13 protein-coding genes and 2 pseudogenes are annotated in these 19,612 nt (G+C 72.3%); 13 read left to right on the top strand and 2 right to left on the bottom strand.

Annotated elements, in window-relative coordinates; translation table 11 throughout:
- From ABZY11_RS33345 to ABZY11_RS33285, 13 genes and pseudogenes are all read left to right on the top strand, one after another.
- On the top strand, positions 1–670 hold a 670-nt coding region (locus tag ABZY11_RS33345), incomplete at its 5' end, for a hypothetical protein (RefSeq protein WP_356482742.1).
- Positions 667–1,824, top strand: coding sequence for a hypothetical protein (locus ABZY11_RS33340; RefSeq protein WP_356482741.1), 1,158 nt, complete (start codon positions 667–669; stop codon positions 1,822–1,824). The genes ABZY11_RS33345 and ABZY11_RS33340, both read left to right, overlap by 4 nt.
- A gap of 105 nt (positions 1,825–1,929) precedes the next feature.
- Positions 1,930–2,796 (top strand): DUF4132 domain-containing protein, encoded by an 867-nt coding sequence (locus tag ABZY11_RS33335; RefSeq protein WP_356482740.1) that lies wholly within the window; start codon positions 1,930–1,932, stop codon positions 2,794–2,796.
- Complete coding sequence (locus ABZY11_RS33330; RefSeq protein ID WP_356482739.1) at positions 2,793–7,679, top strand: DNA-binding protein; 4,887 nt, start codon at positions 2,793–2,795, stop codon at positions 7,677–7,679. The genes ABZY11_RS33335 and ABZY11_RS33330 overlap by 4 nt, the downstream gene beginning before the upstream one ends.
- Positions 7,680–7,768: 89 nt before the next feature.
- Positions 7,769–12,772, top strand: a complete 5,004-nt coding sequence (locus tag ABZY11_RS33325; RefSeq protein ID WP_356482738.1) for a DNA-binding protein — start codon at positions 7,769–7,771, stop codon at positions 12,770–12,772.
- A gap of 104 nt (positions 12,773–12,876) precedes the next feature.
- Positions 12,877–13,137: a hypothetical protein gene (locus ABZY11_RS33320; protein WP_356482737.1), complete on the top strand. Its 261-nt coding sequence runs from the start codon at positions 12,877–12,879 to the stop codon at positions 13,135–13,137.
- The gene (locus ABZY11_RS33315; protein WP_356482736.1) at positions 13,134–13,988 is read left to right on the top strand and encodes a phosphopantetheine-binding protein; all 855 of its coding nucleotides are present in this window, start codon (positions 13,134–13,136) and stop codon (positions 13,986–13,988) included. The genes ABZY11_RS33320 and ABZY11_RS33315 overlap by 4 nt, the downstream gene beginning before the upstream one ends.
- A gap of 84 nt (positions 13,989–14,072) precedes the next feature.
- Positions 14,073–14,582 (top strand): NUDIX hydrolase, encoded by a 510-nt coding sequence (locus ABZY11_RS33310; protein ID WP_356482735.1) that lies wholly within the window; start codon positions 14,073–14,075, stop codon positions 14,580–14,582.
- A gap of 58 nt (positions 14,583–14,640) precedes the next feature.
- A complete protein-coding gene (locus ABZY11_RS33305) occupies positions 14,641–15,759 on the top strand; it encodes a DegT/DnrJ/EryC1/StrS family aminotransferase (protein ID WP_356482734.1) in 1,119 nt (372 codons plus the stop codon).
- A gap of 28 nt (positions 15,760–15,787) precedes the next feature.
- Positions 15,788–15,925: pseudogene (locus ABZY11_RS33300) on the top strand (IS256 family transposase); the annotation flags it as partial.
- A gap of 473 nt (positions 15,926–16,398) precedes the next feature.
- The gene (locus ABZY11_RS33295; protein WP_356482733.1) at positions 16,399–17,061 is read left to right on the top strand and encodes a DedA family protein; all 663 of its coding nucleotides are present in this window, start codon (positions 16,399–16,401) and stop codon (positions 17,059–17,061) included.
- A gap of 92 nt (positions 17,062–17,153) precedes the next feature.
- Positions 17,154–18,377 carry a sensor histidine kinase gene (locus ABZY11_RS33290; protein ID WP_356482732.1) on the top strand — a complete coding sequence of 408 codons (1,224 nt, stop codon included), beginning with the start codon at positions 17,154–17,156 and terminating at the stop codon, positions 18,375–18,377.
- The gene (locus ABZY11_RS33285; RefSeq protein WP_356482731.1) at positions 18,368–19,012 is read left to right on the top strand and encodes a response regulator transcription factor; all 645 of its coding nucleotides are present in this window, start codon (positions 18,368–18,370) and stop codon (positions 19,010–19,012) included. Before ABZY11_RS33290 ends, ABZY11_RS33285 begins: the two co-directional genes overlap by 10 nt.
- Positions 19,013–19,209: 197 nt before the next feature.
- Here ABZY11_RS33285 and ABZY11_RS33280 read toward each other — a convergent pair whose 3' ends face one another.
- Entirely contained in the window at positions 19,210–19,473 is a 264-nt protein-coding gene (locus ABZY11_RS33280; protein WP_356482730.1) for a hypothetical protein, read from the bottom strand.
- A 7-nt stretch (positions 19,474–19,480) separates the two neighbouring features.
- Positions 19,481–19,612 (bottom strand): annotated as a pseudogene (locus tag ABZY11_RS33275) (IS3 family transposase); the annotation flags it as partial.

Below are 19,612 nucleotides of genomic sequence, written 5' to 3'. Positions count from 1 at the left end.
GCCTGCACATCCGGGGCGACCAGGTCGCCCCGGATGTGCAGGCCGGTGCGCGGACAACATCGTCGTGGACGGCGACCTGGTCAGGACCGGCGCCGAGAAACAGGCCGCCCAGGACCACACGGCGGCCGTCACCGCCTTCGAGGAAGCCGTCACGCTCTGCACCCCGGGCACGTGCTACTCCGACTACGACCAGCTCTACGCCCACTACGGCCTGGTCGACGCCCTCGGCCACCTCGTCGACAACGCCCCGGACGCCGACCGCACCGAACCGACCGCGAAGCTCATCCGTTACGCCGAGCAGACACTCTCCCTGATACCCGGCACGATCTGGCACTTCACCGACGAGGGCGCCTTCCAGGAAGAGGTCAAACGCCGCACCGGCAACGCCCTGGCCTGGCATCTGCTGCACAGCGGCGGACCGGAGCGCGCGCTTGCCGCCGTCGGGCAGGCCCTGTCGGTCGCCTCCGCCCCGGAGTACGACTTCGTCCGCGACACCCAGGTCCGCATCCTGCTCGCCCTCGGCCGCACCGACGACGCCTACCGGGTGGCCGACCAGGTCCTCACCCGCGACCCCTCCTTCGGTGACCTCACCGATATCGCGGCCCTGCCCGAATTCCAGTCGTGGCGGCAGGCCCAGCGCAGCCACCAGGCCCTCGGAGGCGCCCGATGAACCCCGAACCCGCCACACCGCTTGGCATCCGGCCCCTCGACGAACTCGACCAGGTGCCCTGGGCCGAACTCATGCACTGCTACGGCCCCGCGACCGAGGTCCCGGCCCAGCTCCGCGACCTGATCGCCCCGGACCAGGACACCCGGGACCAGGCATGGTTCCGCACCGAGTCCAACCTGTACCACCAGGGCAACATCTACGAGGCGACCCCCCACGCCGTCCCCTTCCTGCTGCACCTCCTCGCCGACGAGGCGACACCCGACCGGAAGAAGCTCCTGTGGTACCTGACCGTCCTGGTCACCGGTGAGGACGACAGCCAGTGGTTCCCGGACGGGTACGACACCGCCAGGATCGACGGGTGGCCGGTCGAGACCGCCGTGTACGAAGCCGTCGGGGCCGGGGTGCCGACCGTCGTCGTACCGCTGCTGGACCACGACGACCCCGAGACGGCGGCTCTGGCGGCCATGCTCGCGGCCTGGTTCCCCGCCCACGCCCCGCTCACCCTGCCCGCGCTGCGCCGGCTGTGCGCCCGGCCACTGCCGCGCCCCCAGCGCGCGACCGGGCTCATCGCCCTGGGCCTGCTGGCAGGCGCCGCAGGCGACCGCTCCGACACGGCCCTGCTGGAGCAGATCCTCGCGGACGGCGACGAACCCGACCGCTGGGCGGCGGCCGTGGCCCTGGCACGCATCACCGCGCCCGACATCCCGCCGTCCGCGATCGGCGCCCTGACCGCCGAACTGGGCGTGATCTGCACGGACCCCGACGAGTACGAGATGACCGAAAGGACGTATTTCTGCCGCAGCGACGTGAGGGAGCTGATCGTGCGGGCCCTGGACCGCCTCCCTGAGGGACGCCGGGAGGCCGCCCGGGACTGCCTCGTACGGACGCTGCTGCGGATCGAACAGCAGGACTCAGAGCAGTCCGAAGCGGGGCACTGGGCCACGACCCTGGCCCTGGCCCTGGCCTTTTTCTCCCTTCCCGACGAACAGGTGAGCGGTGCGGCGGCGCTGACGCCGTTTCAGCGTGCTGTGCTCCAGGCGCTGCTCGGCGGCGACCGGATCTGGGTGTCGGGGGACCTCGGCCTTCTCCTGTCGGACGAGTACGGGCTCCCTGACACCCCGGACGCACTGGGGGCGTGGCTGGACTCCCCGTGACAGGGCCGGTGCGCACGGCGCACCGGTGGAACGACGGCCGCGATCTCTGCGGTATCAGACGCTGTGCACGATGGATGGATTCGTGAAGACGGAGGGTGGACAGACGTGGGTTGGCTGACGGCGGGCGAAGGATATGAAGTGGCCCTGGTGGAGGGCAAGGTGGCCGCGCGGGCTACGACGGGGCGGTCGGCGGGGAAGCAGTTGAAGTCCCTGCCCAAGGCGCTCAAGGACCATCCCGAGGTGGACCGGCTGCGGCGCTTCGCCGAGTGGCTGGACCGGCACGCCGCCGCGTGCCTGGCCCAGGTGGACACCTGGATGGTGTCGTCGCTGCCGGTGCCGACGGTGCTGCTGGCGCGGGTGTGGCCCGACGAGGCGTGGCAGGTGGCGCTGCGCGACCTGGTGGTCGTCGGCGACGACCCGGACGAGCCGGGCTTCCTGCGGGATGCCACCGATACCGGTGAGCTGCGGATCGTGAACCTGGACGGCGAGACCGTACGGATCTCCCCGGAGACCGTGACCCTGCCGCACCCGGTGCTGCTGCCCGACCTGGAGGAGATACGGGAGTTCGCCGCCGAGCTGGGCGTGGTGCAGAAGGTCGAGCAGATCCACCGGGCGACCTGGCTCAAGCCGGACGCCCTCGCTGAAAAGGCCACCGAGGTGAAGGACTTCGCCGGGGGGAAGTTCTCCTCCCGGTACGGCCTGGCGGCGCGGGCCACTTCGCTTGGCTACCGGGTCTCCGGCGGCTACGCCACCAGCCGGGTGCGCGACGAGGCGCGGACCGTGGAGGCGTCGGTGTGGATCGGGGAGCCGTACTGGGACGGCGAGACCGAGACCGGCGCGCTGAGCTGGCACGACGAGGAGGGCCGGGCGCTGCCGCTGCGCGAGGCCGGTCCCGTCGCCTGGTCGGAGGGTATGCGGATGGCCGCCGCCCTGTACGCCGGCCGTGTGATCGAGGAAGGCGCGGACGCGTGAGCGGGTCGACTGCGGCCGGTGAACTGCTCGCGGCCGGTGCGGTGTTGCCGCCGGGCACCGAGGGGGGTGAGCGTGCGGTTCCGCTGACCGCCCGCGCGTACCGGCATCCGGGTCTTGAGGCCCGTACGGTGGTGCGGCTGGTGCCCGGCGAGCTGGGCGCGGCGGAGGACCTGGCGGCCGGCTTCCTGGGGCTGGCGCCGGCGGGTGAACCCGAGGTCGTCGGACTGGGGCTGCGGCAGGCGCTCGGCTTCCCTGAGTGGGTGCTGGTGCACCATCCGCAGGACGGTCACCATGCGCTGGCCGTCGTACCCGAGTTGGAGCGCGCCGCCCGGCAGGCGAAGTCCAAGCCGAAGGCGGCTCTGGACGCGTGCAAGGAGCTGGCCGGGCGGCTGGCCGCGTCCGTCCCGTACTTCCTGCCGACCTTCTACGAGCAGGCCGGGCGGGTCTTCCTCGGCGTGGACAACGCCACGTACGCGGCGCAGATGTTCAACCGGGCCCGCAAGGCGGAGGCCGAACACGGGCTCACGGTCGACGAGGACCGCCTCGACGCGGTCTGCCTGGAGTTCGCGCTGGCCGGTGTGCTGCCGGTGAAGGCGCTGTCGGAGTATGCGAAGCAACTGGCTGCCCGGGTCCCGGCCGAGGAGGCGCTGCGCCGGTTCGTCCGGTTGTGTGTGCGGCGTACGGCGGGTGGCCTGCCGCCTTCGGGCACGATGGCGGCCGATCTGCGGCGGCTGGCCAAGGCCGCGGGACAGGACGCGGGGGCGGTGGAGCAGGAGTACCTGGCCGAGCTGCTGGAGCTGCCGGGCACGATGCGGGCCGCCACCGCCTGGTGGAAGGCGCACCGCCCGGCCCTGGTCGCCCTCGCCCGGCGGGACGCCGCGGTGCGCGGCACCCTGCTGAACGCCATGCCGCAGGGCGACGAGGAACTGCTGGCCCTGTGGCTGGAAATCCTTGAGGACTCCAGTGCCGCGGCCGGCCTGGGCGACGGTGAGGTGCCCGAGCGGGAGCGGCCCGCCGACGGTACGGCGGGCTGGTTCCGGCGCTTCCTCGCCGGGCGGGGGTCGGGCTGGCGGGGTTGGACGCCGCTGCCGCGCCTGTGCGCGCTGACGGAGCGGATCGCCGACCGGTTGCGGGCGGAAGTCACCGCTTCCGGTGAGGCGCTGAGGGCGCACCCGGACCTGGACCTGCTGGACCTGCTGCTCGCCCTCAGGATCCCGGTCGCCGACCCCGAACCGGACGCGATGCTGGGCCTGAAACGCTGGGCGGGCGGCGAAGCACAGCGCGACCTGCTGGCCCTGGCGGCCGACACCCGGTTCCGCCCTGCCTTCCGCCGCGCGGTCGAGCAGCTCAGCAACCAGTACGACCGCGACATGGTGCTGATGCTGGCCCAGTCGCCCGGCGGGCGGCCGATGCTCGCCGAGTGGGTCCGCGACGTTGCCCGGCGCACCGTCGACGCGAGCCTGCCGGAGTTCCCCGCCGCTGTGAGACGCCTGTCGTGGCTGCCTGGCGAGGCACTGGCCCTGGCCCCGGACGAGGTGCGTCAGGCGGTCGGGACCGACCGCGGCGGCGCGCTCGCCCGCACGCTGCGAGCGGGACTGATCGACGAGTTGGGCTGGCCTGCCTGGGAGCAGGCGGTCACCGAGCTCGCCACGAACAAGATAGACCGCGACAACCTGGTTGTCGCGGACGCCTGGCCGTACCTGATCGTCTCCAACCTCACGCAGGCCCGGGTGCTCGGCGCCGACGGCACCGTGCTCACCCACGACCTGCGGATTCCCGCTGGGGAGATCGACCGGTGGAACACACCTGGCTTCCACTACGTGGACGGCGAGCTGCTCGTCCACTGGAAGTCGCCCCGCGGCCTGTGCGGGTACTGGCACACCGCCGCCGACCGCATACAGCTCCTTCAGGGCGGCAAACCCCACGGATCGTCGGTCCGGTGGCCGCACATCCTCAGCAGCCCGACCCTGCCGTTGCCCGGCGGCGGGCGGACCACCGGTGAGGGGGTGCTGCACCGGGGCGACACGACCCTGCCCGGCAACCGGGCGGTGATCAGCGACGGCACGTCGTACTGGGTCTGGCAACAGGTGGGCGACAGTGGCTGGTACGAGTACGATCCGGCCACCGGGGAGTACGGCCGCAGGGCCATGCCCGGCTTCCTCACCGACGCCGTCCGCGACGCGCCCGCGGACAGTACCTACGTCGACGGCTGGCTGCTGCCCGCGTTCACCGACGAGCCGGCCCCGGTGGGCGTGCCGGTGGGCGGCCTGCTGGGCTGGCGCGTGGTGTGCCTGCCGGACGGGTCGCTGCGCGGCGAGGACCTGGCCGGGCGCTCGGTGACCGTGCCGGGCGGCTCCGACGGCCCCGGCACACCGGCCCGCGCCCTGACCCTGCCCGGCGACGACCGGGCCCGGGCACTGGTGCTGCGCTGGTCGACGATCCGCCTGATCGACCCGGACGGCGTCATCACCGCCGAGTTCGAACTGGGTGGCGAGCCCGGGCTCGACGCGGCGGGTACCACGCTGCTGCCGCCACTGCGCTACTGGCACTGCCTGCGCCCCCGCGACCCGGAGGGCTCGGCCGTCCTGCGCCGGATCGACCGCGACACCGCAGCGGCGCTGCTGAAGGTGGCGGACGCCGCCGGTGAGCACGAGGGCCTGCACGGGGTGGTAGGCGAGCTGCTGCCCGGCATCACCGACACCGCACTGGTCACCGGGGTGGCCGGGGTGGTGCGCCGCGCCGCCAAGCAGCAGGCCACGCTGGGCAGGGTGGCCGCCCGGCTCGCCGAGACGCTGGGGGACGAGAGCCCCCAGGACGAGCCGGCCGGCCCCTCCGACGAGCTGCTCGTCGACGCACTGAGCGGCCTCGCCGACGGGTCCTACTGGCCGGACGGCAACAGCGCCTTCCACAGCCTGATGACCATCGGCCAGGCAGTACGCGGCGACCTGCAGCCCGCCCCGCAGACGGGATCCGCCGTGCGCACCCACCTCGACGGGCACCGCCTGCCGGACGGCAGGCCCCAGTGGGCCAGGCTGCTCGACCAGTGCGCGGCCGTGGCCTTCCGGGCGGCAGCCCCGACCACGCGGCCCGAGCACCGGGACGCCCTGCACCAACTGCTCCGCGAACTCGACGCTCTGGGGCTGGCCGCAGCCGCCGAAACCCCCCGGTGGCGCCGGTTCACGCTGCACCTCGACGCGAGCCACCTGACCAAGACCGGCGGTGAGCCGCGCGACGGCACCTGGCTGGGGCTGCTGCCGCTGGACGGCGGCGCCTTGCTCGCCGTCGTGGACAAGGAGGAGCTCGACGAGAAACACGGCTGCTCCTTCACCGCACTCTTCCACGATCCGTCGGGCCGCTTCGAGGTGCCCGCTCCGTACACGCTGCGGTCCTCCGGACCGGTCGGCGAGGCCCGGGACGCGGGCTGGCCGGCAGCGTTCCTGTCCGAATCCGACGCACGCGGCCCCGCCCCGGCGTTCCCGGACGCGGCGATACGGGAATTCGCCCGGCTGACCGGAGTCAGCGAGGGCAAGGCCGCGCTGGTGGTGGCGGGCATGCCGTACTACGGGCATCACGCCGCTTCCGTGCCCGGCAAGGTGCTCACCAGGCTCGGCCTGAAGCAGGTCGACGTCGACGTCGCCCTGGAGGACCTGCGTGACCCCGACGCCCGTGTCCGGCGGGAGGTCGTCGCGGCGCTGCTGCCCGCCGAGCCCGCCCGGCTGTGGACCGACGGTCCGGACGTCGCCGCCGCGGCCGAGGTGTGGCTGCGTGCGGTGGGACGGCGGCCCGCCGCGCCGGCGACGCTGGTCGCCGAGACGTCGAAGGCACTGGGGACCGGGTGGGCTCCCCGCCGGGCGCTGCCCGCGCTGCTCGACCCGGCCGGTGCGCCGGAACTGAGCCGCGACCTGGCCTGGACGGTCAGCGACTACGGCGTCAAGGAGGCCGACCCGCACGCCGCCGGCTTCACCCGCAGCGTGTTCCTCAGCACGATGACACTGGTCGCGTGGCTGTCCCACCGGCTGCCCGCGGCAGACCCGGTGCGCGCGGCCCTGCCCGGCGCACTGGCCGCCGTACGGGACCGGCTCGCCCATCCGGGCCTGATGCTCAACCTGGGCGGCGAGTTCGGCGCCGGCGACCTGGACAAGTTCCGCACGGCGGCCGGTACGCCCACCGAGACCGGCGAGGACTGGGAGCGGTACGGCGCCGTGGTTCTGGCCGGCACCCGGTACCGGTACCCGGCGGTCCGGCCCGCCCTCCTGGACGCGGCCGGGACCGACTCGTACCTCCCCGTCCTGTGCGGTGACCGGACATCGTCCGAAATCGAGACGGCGCTGCGGCTGGCCCGGGACCCGCGGTTCGAGGCTGTGCTCGCCGACCCGGGCGGTCCGGTCGCGGGCGAGCGGGACGAGGACGGCACCTGGTGGCCGCAGGACCCGACCCGGTCGGTGCCGGACCTGGTCGCCGAGGCGGCGAAGGAGTACGGCCTCGGGGACGATGCCGCCGTGCTCCACCTGATGCTGCTGGCGATGCCCGACCCCACCGACCGCAACACGGCGCGGTGGACCGGGTGGAAGCCGGACAGGCTCAAGGCCGCCGGTGCCGAACTGGCCGCCACCGAGCTGGTGGTGGAGGCGAAACGCCCCCGGGCCGGGCGCTCGCTGTTCCTGTTTGGCGGCTGGGTGAACCTCGCCAAGCCGGCGCTCCCGGTCGAGCAGTGGAAGCTGCCGCTGTTCGGGCACCTGGTCAGCGGCGAGAGGGTGCCCTTGGACGTACTGGTTCCGGTCGCTCCCGCCGCCGACCTGTACCGCAGGGCCTGGCAGCGGGTCCGGGACGGTGACGGGCCCCGCTTCGAGGAGCTGAAGGTGCCGCGCCGCAGGGGCCGCTGAGCCCCGCCGGGGCGCGGGTGCGGCGCCATACCCGCGCCCCGGCACAACCAGCGATGCAACCCGAACACCCTTGCAGTGATGAGGACTTCATGATCGATCCAGCCGAGCAGACGACGACTGGCCCGTCCCGGTACGCGCCCGGCGCCCGGGAGCTGCTGGAAGCCGGTGCGGTGCTGCCACCGGGCACGGAGGGGGCGGCTGAGCGGGCGGTTCCGCTGACCGCCCGCGCGTACCGGCACCCCGGTCTGGAGGGCCGCACGGTGGTGCGGCTCGTCGCGGCCGAACTGGGTGCGGCGGAGGACCGGGCCGCCGGATACCTGGGGTTGGCGCCGCAGGGAGAGCCCACCGAGGTCGGGCTCGGGCTGCGGCAGGCGCTCGGCTTCCCCGAGTGGGTGCTGGCGCACCACCCGCAGGACGGTCACCGCGCGCTCGACGTGGTACCGGAACTGGACCGCGCCGCCCAGCAGGCGAGGTCCAGGCCGAAGGCCGCCGTGGACGCCTTCCTGGAGCTGGCCGGGCGACTGGCCGTGTCCGTGCCGCACTTCCTGCCCACGTTCTTCGAGCAGGCCGGCCGGGTCTTCCTCGGCGTGGACAATCCGACGTACGCGGCGCAGATGTTCACCCGGGCCCGCAAGGCCGAGGCGGAGCACGGCCTGCGGATCGACGAGAAGCGGCTCGACGAGGTGTTCCTGGAGTTCGCTCTTGCCGGGGTCCTCCCGGTGAAGGCACTGTCGGGGTACGCCAGGGAGCTGCCGGCCCGGGTGCCGGCCGAGGATGCGCTGCGCCGCTTCGTCCGGATGTGCGTACGGCGTACGGCGGGCGGGCTCCCGCCGTCGGCGCAGACGGCGGCCGACCTGCGGCGGCTGGCGAAGGCCGCGGGCCAGGACGCCGACGCGGTGGAACAGGCGTACCTGACCGAACTGCTCGGCCTCCCGGCGACCCCGCGTGCGGCGACGGGGTGGTGGAAGGCGCACCGCAGGGCTCTGGTGGCCCTGGCCCGGCGGGAGCCGGGGGTACGCGGCACGCTGCTGAACGTCATGCCGCAGGGTGAAGACCGTGAACTGCCCGGGCTCTGGCTGGAGATCCTGGAGGAGTCCGGCGCCGCCGCCGGACTCGCCGACGAGGAACTGCCGGAGGAGGAACGGCCCGCCGACGGCACCGTCGGCTGGCTCCAGCGGTTCACGGACCTCCGCGTGGCGGACTGGTCCTGGGCCTCGCGGCGCCTGCCGCTCCTGTACACGCTGGTGGAGCGGTCCGTCGGCCGGCTGCGCGCCGAACTCGCCGCGTCGGGCAGGGAACTGGCGATGGCCGCCCACGACCTGGACCTGCTGGATGTACTGCTGTCGCTGAAGGTGCCGGTCGACGCGGAACCAACCGCCGGTCACCTCGCCACAGGCAGAAGGTCGGTGCTGGAACTGTGGGCCAAGGCCGAGGGAGACGGGCAGCGGGATCTGCTCGCCCTGGCCGCAGACCCCCGGTTCCGGGCCGCGCTGCGCAGCGCCGCAGGCCGGATCGCCAGTGACCCGGCCAGGGCCCGCCACCTGACGATGTCCCCCGGCGGACGCCTGGTGGCGGCCGAGTGGGTGAGCGAGGCGGCACGGCGGGCATCCGCCGCCGGTCTGCCCGGAACCCGTGAGGCCGTGGGCCGGCTGACCAGCCTCTCCGGTGAGCTGCTGGCCCTGGCCGGGAGGGAGGTGTCAGCGGTCACCGGCCTCACCGGCGAACTCGTCCGCACGCTGCGCGCCGGACTCTTCGACGAGTTCGGCTGGCCCGCCTGGGAGGAGGCGGTCCGCGACCTGGTGGGCGAGCGGGACCTCCAGCGGCTCGTCATCGTGGACGCGTGGCCGTATCTGGTCGTCGCGGGCCCGTCGCAGGTCCGGGTGATCGGCGCCGAGGGCACCGTACTCCGCCACGACCTGCGGATACCGGCCGACGACCTGGACGGCGGCCCCGGCTTCCACTTCGTGGACGGCGAGCTGCTCGTCCACTGGCACTCACGCGAGCACCAGGGGCTGCGTGGGTACTGGCACACCCGCCCCGACGACCCGCAGCCGCTCGAGGGCGGCCCCGGCGTGCGGCGCCCGCGCCCCGGCCACGTCACCGTGCCGCTCCCGGCCGGCGGGCGGGCCACCGGCGCCGGAGTGCTGAACCGCGGGGACACCGCCGTACCCGGTGAGCGGAAAGTGATCACCGACGGGACCTCGCTGTGGGTGTGGGACGGCTCCGACCCGGGCCGGTGGCGCGAGCACGACCCGTACACAGGGGAGGACGGCCAGGACGGCATGCCCGGCTTCTTCTCCGACACGCTGCACGCCGGGCCCGACCGTGTCCTGCACGGGCAGGGAAGCTGGCTGCGACCCGCCCCCGGCGGCGAGGCCACCCCGGCAGGCGTACCGGTGGGCGGCCTGCTGGGCTGGTGCGTCGTGCGGCTTCCCGACGGTTCCTGGCACGGCCGGGATCTCGCCGGACGTACCGTGACTGTGGACGGCGGCGACCAGCCGCCCTTCGGCGCCCTGACGTTCTTGGGCGACGACCGGCCGCGGGCGCTCGCGGTGCGCCGGACCGGACGCAAACTCCGCACCGTAGTTCTCACCGACCCGGACGGAACCGTCACCTCGACGGCCTGGTCACCCTGGCCGGGGGAGTTCGCGGCCGGCACCCGCATGCTTCCCCCCACGGACTACTGGCACTGCCTGCGGCCCCGCGATCCGCAGGGCTCGGCCGCGCTGCGCCGGGTCGACCGGGACACGGCGGCTGCACTGATGAAAGCCGCCCGCAGCAAGGACAAGGCGGAACTGCCCACCACGCTCCGTGCCCTGCTGCCCCAGCTCAGCCATGAGGCGCTGCTGGCCGGGGTGACCGGGGTGGTGCGGTACGCCGCCGCGCAGCAGGCCGCGCTGGACCAGATGGCCGCCCGGCTCGCCCGGGCGCTCCCGGCGGATCACCGTGAGGAGCAACCGACCGGTCCCGCCGAGGCGCCCACCGGCGGCCACCGAGCGGGGCCGTCCAAGGCCATCGCCGACCAGGTGCTCGGCGAGGCCCTCAACGGCCTGATCGGCCCTGAGCACCGGGTCCTGTTCTGGCCCCACCAGGCGCACGGCGCCCACCGCCAGATCCAGTCCATCCGCCGGATGCTGCAGGACACCCCGGCCACCGACGCGACCGGTCAGGCCGCACGCCTCCACCTCGACGGCCCCGACCTGCCCCATGCCCATCTGCCGTGGGAAACCCTGCTCGACCAGTGCCCGGCGGTGGCCTTCCGGGCGGCAGCACCGACCACCGGGCCCGATCACCGCGAGGCCCTGTGCGCACTGCTCCACGAACTGGACACGCTGGGAACGGCAGCCGCCGACCCGCCGCGCTGGCGGCGCTTCTCCCTGCACCTGGACCGGGCCGACGTGAGCGACCGGCAGGGCGGCAGGACGTCACAGGGCCCTGTGGGACCGGTGGGGCAAACCCTTCGACGGCGGGGGATCCTGCCCCTGGACTCGGGGGCGTTCATCGCCGTGGTCGGCCTGAAGGCGTCGGGTACAGGCTGCGAGTACACCGCGCTCTTCCACGACCCCACCGGGCGGTTCAGCGTTCCCGCGCCCTACACGGTGCTGTCCTCCGCCCCGCTGGGCGGGGACCTCGAGACGGGCCGGCTCGCGGCGTTCCTCGCCGAACTGTCCCGCCGCGGCCCGGCGCCCTGGCGTCCGCAGGCCGCGGCGGAGTTCGCCCGGCTCACCGGCGTCTCCCCGGCCCTTGCCCGCCTGGTGGTGGCCGGAATGCCGCACGTGGACCGGGATGACACCCTGCCGCCCGAGGTGCGCGCGACGCTGGAGGTGAAGGTGTCCGAGGCCTGGGACGCCCGGAGCGAGCTGCGCCTGCTGGACGCCGCCTTCCGGCGGGACATCGTCGCCGCCCTCATGCCCGCCCGGCCGGCCGACCTGTGGACGAACGGCCCCGACGCGGTCGCGGCGGCGGAGGTCTGGAACGCCAGGCTCGGCTGGCGCGTCAGTGCCCATCAGGACCTTCTCGCCGAAGCGGACCGCGCCGTGCGGACGGCCTGGGAGCCGAGCCGGGCACTGCCCGCGCTGCTCTCCCCGGCGTCGGCGCCGGAACTCAGCCGCGACCTGACCTGGGCGGTCGAGCGGCACCGCTTCCGGCCCGTGGAGAAGAAAACCCCCGGTTTCGACGCGGCCGTGCTGGTCGGTTCCGTGGCCCTGGCCGCGTGGCTGTCCCACCGGCTGCCGGCCGGAGACCCGGTGCGGGCCGCGCTCCCCACGGCACTGGCCGCGGTACGGGACCGGCTGGCCTGCCCCGGGCTGGTGCTGGATCTGAACGGTTACAGCGACCTCCCCGAGTTCCGCAGGGCGGCCGGTGCCCCGAGCGAGGTCGGTGAGGGCTGGGAGCGGTACGGCGCCGTGGTCATGCCCACCCACGACGCCTGCCCGTCCCCGGCTGTCAGGCCTGCCCTGCTGGACGCGGCCGGGACCGATCCGTTCCTGCCCGTGCTGCGGCGCGGCGACTGGCCACCGTTCCCCGTGGAGGTGGCGCTGCGGCTGGCCCGGGATGCGCGGTTCGAGGCCGCGCTGGCGGATCCGGGTGATCCGGTGGCGGGGGAGCGGGACGGGGACGGCATGTGGTGGCCGCAGGATCCGACCCGGTCCGTGCCCGAGCTGGTCGCCGAGGCGGCCAAGGAGCACGGCCTGGGCGAGGACGTCGTCGCCGTCTACCTGATGGTCCTGGCGATGCCGGACCCGACCGACCGCAACACCGCCCGCTGGACGGGGTGGAAGCCCGCCCGGCTCAAGGCGGCCCGCGCCGAACTGGCCGCGACCGGCCTGGTGGTCGAGGCCACCCGCACCCGCGCCGGGCGTTCGCTGTTCCTGCCCGGCGGCTGGACGGCCCTGAAGGCCCCGCACGCCCCGCTGGAGCGGTGGAAGCTGCCACTGGTTGGGGACCTCGTTGCCAAAGCGAACACACCGCTGGACGTGATAGCGCCGACCGAGCCCGCCGCCGACCTGTACCGCAGGGCCTGGCAGCGGGTCCGCGACGGCGACGCGCCCCGCTTCGAGGAGCTGAAGGTGCCGCCCCAGAGGCGCCGCTGAGCCCCGCCGGGCAGGGTTCGGCACCGCGCCCGGCCCAGCTGGTCGCCGACGAGATCACCGCACCGGGCAGTCTCGACACCCACCCCTACCGAGCACAGCGGCCGATGCCGGCCCCGCACATCGACGACGTCCTCGCCCAAGGAGCCGCCCAGGGAATGCTGGAGCACCTGTTGCAGGCGGGCGAGCATCTCTCGCTCTCCCGGCAGGCCGAGTTCGCCGCCTTCACCAGCCTGGCGCTGCGCGCCCTGCTGGGCGAGGACTCGAAGGCCGGTGCCGCGATGCGGCGGCTGTGGGACCGGGCCCTGGTCATCGAGGCCGTCCCGTCGCTGTTCGCGCTCGCCCACCGTCTGGAAGTGCCGCGGTGAATGCCGCCGAACAGCGCCTCGTGGAGCAGGTCCTGGGCGCGGTCCGGCACATCCGCCCCGGCACCGCCCCGGAGCCGGACACCGACTTCCGCGACCTCGGGCTGGATTCCCTGGACCGGCTCACCCTGGCGGTGGCCGTCGAACAGGCCACCGGCCTTGCCGTCCCCGGCCCGGCCCTCTCCGACGCCGCCACCCCCGCCGACCTGGCCGGCCGCCTGCCCGCCACCGACAGGAGCGCTCCCGTGCATCAGGAACACCGTTGCGACCCTCCGGAACTGGGGTGGTCCGACGCCGGAGCAAGCGTCGGAGAGGGCACACGTCTGTGGCACCAGTCCCAGGTCGCCGACGGCGCGGTTGTCGGCGCCGACTGCACCTTGGGCAAGGGATCCTTCATCGGCGCCGGCAGCACCATCGGCGACCGCGTGAAGATCGGGAACTACGCCAACGTATTCGGTGCGGACGTGGGCGACGAGGCGATGATCTGCCCCGGCGTGCTCGTCCTGGAGGATCCGGCCCCGCGGGCCACCACCCCCGACGGGCGACGAAAGGGCCCCCAGGACTGGACCCGTCACCCCGTCACCATCAGCACCGGGGCCACGATCGGGGCCGCGGCCGTCATCGCGCCCGGCGTCACCGTCGGCCCGCACGCCCTGGTCGCGCTCGGCGCAGTCGTCATGCGCGACGTCCCCGCCCACGGACTGGTGATCGGAAACCCTGCCCGCCAGGTCGGCTGGGTATGCCGGTGCGGCCACACCCTGGACGCGGCACTGCGCTGCACCGACTGCCCACGTACCTACCGGCGCGACGGCGACGAACTGGCCGCCGAGCACCAGCCCGTGTCACTGGAGTGAGAATCACACCGGTTTGTCACTGTTCTGTGCCAGGCGAGTGATGGTCTCCGGGTCGTGCGAGCGGCACCGATAGCGTCCCGCTCCATGAGCACCGTGCATCTGCCTCCCGCCGAGTACTACGCCACCCTCCCCAAGATCATTGGTGGGGCTGGAGCGGCCATCCGCGACAAGGCCGGACGGTTCCTCCTGGTGAAACCGTCCTACCGCGACTACTGGGAAGTCCCGGGCGGCGGGCTGGACCTGGGCGAGGACCCGAGGCGAGCGTTCCAGCGCGAAATCAAGGAGGAACTGGGCCTCGACCTCACCCCGGGCCGGCTGCTGGTCGTCGACTGGGTGCCCGAACAGCCCGACGGCCGCCCCCCGCTCGTCAACTTCATCTTCGACGGCGGCCTGACCACCAAGGAACAGGCCCAGCAACAAGTGCGCCTCGACAACGACGAACTGACCGAGTGGACGCTGGCAGCACCCGAGGAATGGGACACCCTCCTCCCACCCCACATGGCCCGCCGCCTCCACGCCTGCGCCCGCGCCCTGACCCACGACACCACCCTCTACCTGCACCACGGATTCGACCCCACCCGACACCAGACCTGACGCCCCGCCGCCCCTTCCGGCAGCGGCGCCCCGGCGTCCACCGGAAGGGACCCCCTTCGTGAACACACCACCCATCCCGGTCGCCTTACCGCGCCTGGACGCGGCCGACATCGCCGCCGCGGTCCGCGTCCTGGAATCCGGCCACCTCGTCCAGGGCCCCGAGGTCGCCGCCTTCGAGGACGAGTTCGCGGACCTGGTCGACGGCCACTCCTGCATCGCGGTCAACTCCGGCACCTCGGCCCTGTGGCTCACTCTCCTCGCCCTGGGCATCGGCCCCGGCGACGAAGTGATCGTGCCCTCCTTCACCTTCGCCGCCACGGCCGCCGCCGTCCGCCTCACCCGAGCCACCCCGGTCTTCGCCGACATCACCCCGGACACCTTCTGCCTGGACCCCGACGCCGTACGGGCCGCGATCACCCCCCGCACCACTGCAGTGATTCCCGTCCACCTCTTCGGACACCCCGCCGCGATGAACGAGTTCACCGCACTCGCCCACGCACACCACCTCGCACTGGTCGAGGACGCCGCCCAAGCCCACGGCGCAACCCTCAACAGCCGCCCGGCCGGCACCTTCGGCACTGCGGGCTGCTTCAGCTTCTACCCGACGAAGAACATGCAGTCGATCGAGGGCGGCATGGTCGTCACCGCCGACCCGGCCCTGGCCCGCACCCTGCGGCTGCTGCGCAACCAGGGCATGGAACAGCGCTACGACCACCGGATCGTCGGGACCAACGCCCGGATGAGCGACGTCAACGCCGCGATCGCCCGCAGCCAGCTCCGCCGGCTCCCGGCCCTGACCGGACACCGCCGCGCGAACGCCGCCCGGCTCAGCGAACTCCTCACCGGCCTGCCGAACCTGACCCTGCCCACCACAGCGGCAGGAGCCGGTCACGTGTGGCACCAGTACACCGTCCGCATCGGCGCCGCCCTGGGCCACCGCGACACCTTCGCCCAGCATCTGCAGCAGGCCGGAACCGGCACCAGCGTCCACTACCCCGTCCCCCTCCACCGCTCACCCGCCTACGCCACCGCAGCCGACCTCCCGCACACCGACACCGCCGCCGAGCAGGTGCTGTCCCTGCCGGTCCACCCCGAACTGACCACAGCCCAGATCCAGGACATCGCCCAGGCCGTCACCACACTGGCCCTGGCCCCGGCCCGGGAGCGTGCCGCATGAACAACCCCGTGCTGCTGTCCGGCTTCCACTCAAGCGCCTCTACCTGACCACCCTCGCCCTGGACCCCACCGGCCGCGGCCGCCAGCGCTGGAACAACCGCTGGAAAACCGCCCTCAACGAGTTCGACGTCCTCTTCGACGGCCGCCTCACCGCCATCCGAGCGTAGGCCGATCAGCCCACCGAAGAACCTGTAGGCCAAACAGACGAACCACACCTGATTCCTGATAGACCCAAGGAACGCTGCCTTTCTTGAGGATGTCGGTGGTCAGGGGGGTTGTCTCTGGTGGCTGTGTACGCAAGAACGGGCTCTGGCCGACTTCATGTGCCGTGTACGCAGCGCGACTGTTGATCTTTGTGTGAGTGTGTGAGGCCGCTCGAAAGCCGTCCCAAGCCGTGTGGTGTGGCTCTCTTGAAAGGAGGCCGGGACGTGACCCAGCCTGCATACGCACACAGCGATGGGTCCTGATCCCATCTGGCACAGTGCCCGGTCCGTACGGGTGCGGTTTTCCGCAGGGTGAGTAGTGCGGAAAACACCACCGGACCGGACGGCAATCCGCATACCGCCGCTGAGCTGCGATTTCTAGCTTGGATGGCAGTCGGGGTGCTTGCCCCGGCCGCCCCGCCAACTGGGAGACTCGCATGCACCTCATGTCCTTGGCTCTGCCGCATGAACCCGCCGACGGCATCGCGGGCTGGGCCGCCGATCTCGTCGACACCCTGGGCGGTCCCGGAGCCGGCCTGGCCATCGCGCTGGAAAACCTCTTTCCACCGCTGCCGAGCGAGGTGATCCTGCCGCTGACCGGGTTCGCCGCCGGGCAGGGAGTTCTCACCCTGGCTTCAGCGCTGTTCTGGACCACGCTCGGCTCGGTGGCAGGAGCCGTGGTCCTCTACTGGATCGGCATGCTCTTCGGCCGTGAACGCATGCACGCGATCTGGGCGAAGCTGCCGCTGGTGAAGGCTTCCGACCTGGAGCGCACGGAGCAGTGGTTCGTGAAGCACGGAACCAAGGCGGTCTTCCTCGGCCGCATGGTGCCGATCTTCCGCAGCCTCATCTCCGTCCCCGCCGGAGTGGAGCGCATGCCCCTGCCCGTGTTCGTCATGCTGACCACGCTCGGCAGCCTGATCTGGAACTCCGTCCTAGTGATGGCCGGTTACTGGCTGGGCGGCCAGTGGGAGGTGGTGGAGACCTACGTCGGGATCCTCTCCAAGGCGGTGCTGGTCCTGGTGGTCGTCGCCTTTGCGGGCTACGTGGCCGTACGGCTGCGCGGCCGCAACCAGGCCCAGCACCGCCGCACTTCCTGACCCACCGCTGGCAGGCTCGCACAGTGGCCCCGCCCAGCGCACAGCCTGAGCGATCTTGCTCCGGCTGTGCAGCCCCACTAGGCTCTCCCCTCGTGCAGAGGGATTCCGCAGGCAGCACCGCCGATCACCTGCCGCGCTTATCGGTCCAGGACGACTCCGGCGAGGGCGACGACGCAGCGGTCCTGCCGGCCTCCTGGCCGCGTCGGAGCGTCGGTACGTTCCTCGGCTGCGTCACGGCCTTGCTCGGCTTCCTCTACTTCCTCGTCGTAGGCACCGCCCTCGGCCCCTTCCTGCTGTGGCCGCTCACCCGCGCCAGTGCCCTCGGCATCCTCATGACCGGAGCCCGTCGGCTGACGACCCTGGATCGGATCCGCCGGGCCGTCTTCTTCGGCGACCGCTTCCCCGAGCATTACAAGGCATCCGACCAGAAGATGCTTCGCTATCTCGCGGTCCGCAGCTACACGGGACTGCTGGGCGGCGTCGTGCTCGGGCTGCTGGGCTTCGGCATCGTCCTGGCGGGGCTGCTCGTGAGGGGAATAGCCCAGGGAACCGTCCTTTGGGACGAGTTGTTGATGCAGGTGCTCCTCGGCAGTGTGCTGCTCTTCCTCGACGTCCAGGGGCTCCACTCACTTGCAACCCTGGACACCCGCATTGCCCGCGAGTGTTTCGGCCCCTCCGAACGGGAACTGCTGGAGCGGCGAATCCATGAACTGGCCGCCAGCCGGGCAGCGGTCGTGCAGGCGGTGGATGCCGAACGCCGCCGCATCGAGCGGGACCTCCACGACGGAATCCAGCAGCGGCTGGTGGCACTGGGCATGCTGCTCGGCCGGGCACGCAGGGGACGCAGTCCTGAGCAAGCAGACGCCCTGCTGCGCCAGGCGCACGAGGAGTCCCGGGACATCCTCGCGGAACTGCGCGAAGTGACCTGGCGGGTCTATCCCTCGGCGTTGGACAGTTTGGGGCTCAAGGAAGCGCTGGGCGGAGTGTCCGAGCGGTGCAGCATCCCCGTCCGTACAGAGTTCGACGTTGGTGGGCCACTCCCGCAACCGGTAGAAACCGCAGCGTACTTCGTGGTGTCGGAATCCGTGACCAACGCGGCCAAGCACTCCAGTGCCACGGCCGTCTCCGTGCGGGTGGTGCTCCGCGGCAGAGTGCTCACGGTGCAGGTCCAGGACAACGGCAAGGGCGGCGCGAACCCTGCGGGCAGCGGGCTGAGCGGACTGCGCAGCAGGACGGCCGCGCTCGATGGCGTCCTGCGCATCGACAGCCCTGAAGGGGGACCCACCACCATTACCGCGGAGCTGCCATGCACCTGATGATCGCCGAGGACTCGACACTGCTGCGCGAGGGGCTGGTCCGGCTCCTCGTCGAGGAGGGACACGAGGTCCTGGGCGCATTCGGCGACGCCGAGCCCCTGCTGGAGGGGATGGCCTTGCGGCAACCCGACATCGTCGTTCTCGACATCCGGATGCCTCCGACGCACACCGACGAGGGACTGCGCGCAGCGCTGGAGATCCGCGAGCGGTGGCCGGAGGTCGGCGTGCTGGTGCTGTCTCAGCACATCGAGCGCAATTATGCAGTGCAACTGCTGGCCTCCAATGCAGAACGGGTGGGCTACCTCCTCAAGGACCGCGTTGCTCAGGTGGAGGAGTTCCTGGACGCGTTGGAACGCATCCAGGCGGGGGGCGCTGCCATCGATCCCGAGGTGGTGCGGCAGCTGGTGATCCGCACGACGCACGCAGATCCGCTGACCCGTCTCACGCCCCGCGAACGCAGCGTTCTCGAGACCCTGGCCCAGGGGCATACCAACACGGCGATCGCGCAGAAGCTGCACATCTCGCTGAGCTCGGTGGAGAAGAACCTCAACGCAATTTTCGACAAGCTGGAGTTGTCCCATACCACCGGTTACAGCCGGCGGATCCTGGCGGTCCTGAGGTATCTAAAGTCGTAGGGACGGCCGGTCGCAGGTCACGCGCGCGCTCCTCGCCTGGACCGCCTCATGCTCCCTGGTTCAGCCTTCGCGCCGCAATTGCCGTGGTGACGCCTGTTGAAGCGACAGACGGAGCATTCGGCACCCAGAACAGTCACCACACATGCTTGATCGTCTGTCCTGGGCAGTGACCAGCCCTGGCGATTGAGCCAGGGTCGCTACTCGCGTCCATGGCCATTCTGGTCCTGTTCGAGGAGGGAGCGCGCCGCGTCCGCGTAGCGGATGGCGGAGCCAGCGCTGATACCGAAGACGGCGGCCAGGTGAAGCGGGTCGGGCCCGCGGCTGAGGGCTTCTTCCAGCCAGCGGTCCGCGCGGAGACGGTCGAGGGTGGCGTTGTGTCCGCGGAACAGGTTGGAAAGGAAGTAGCTGGTGACAGGCCGGGTGTCGTAGGCGGTATGAAGCTTCCCCGTGATCTTGGACACTCGATGCCTATGCTGCGAGGTCGTGTTGGTGCCGTTGCCGGGTTTCGGCCGGGGTGAGGTAGCCGAAGACCTTGTGTTTGCGCAGGCGGCGGCGGTTATAGAACGTCTCGATGAAGTCGAAGACCTCAGCGCGGGCGGT

The sequence above is a fragment of the Streptomyces sp. NPDC006510 genome (assembly GCF_040611955.1).
Lineage (GTDB): Bacteria > Actinomycetota > Actinomycetes > Streptomycetales > Streptomycetaceae > Streptomyces.
Note: the sequence above shows the minus strand (reverse complement) of the source record. Positions and strands in the feature narration are given on the sequence as shown.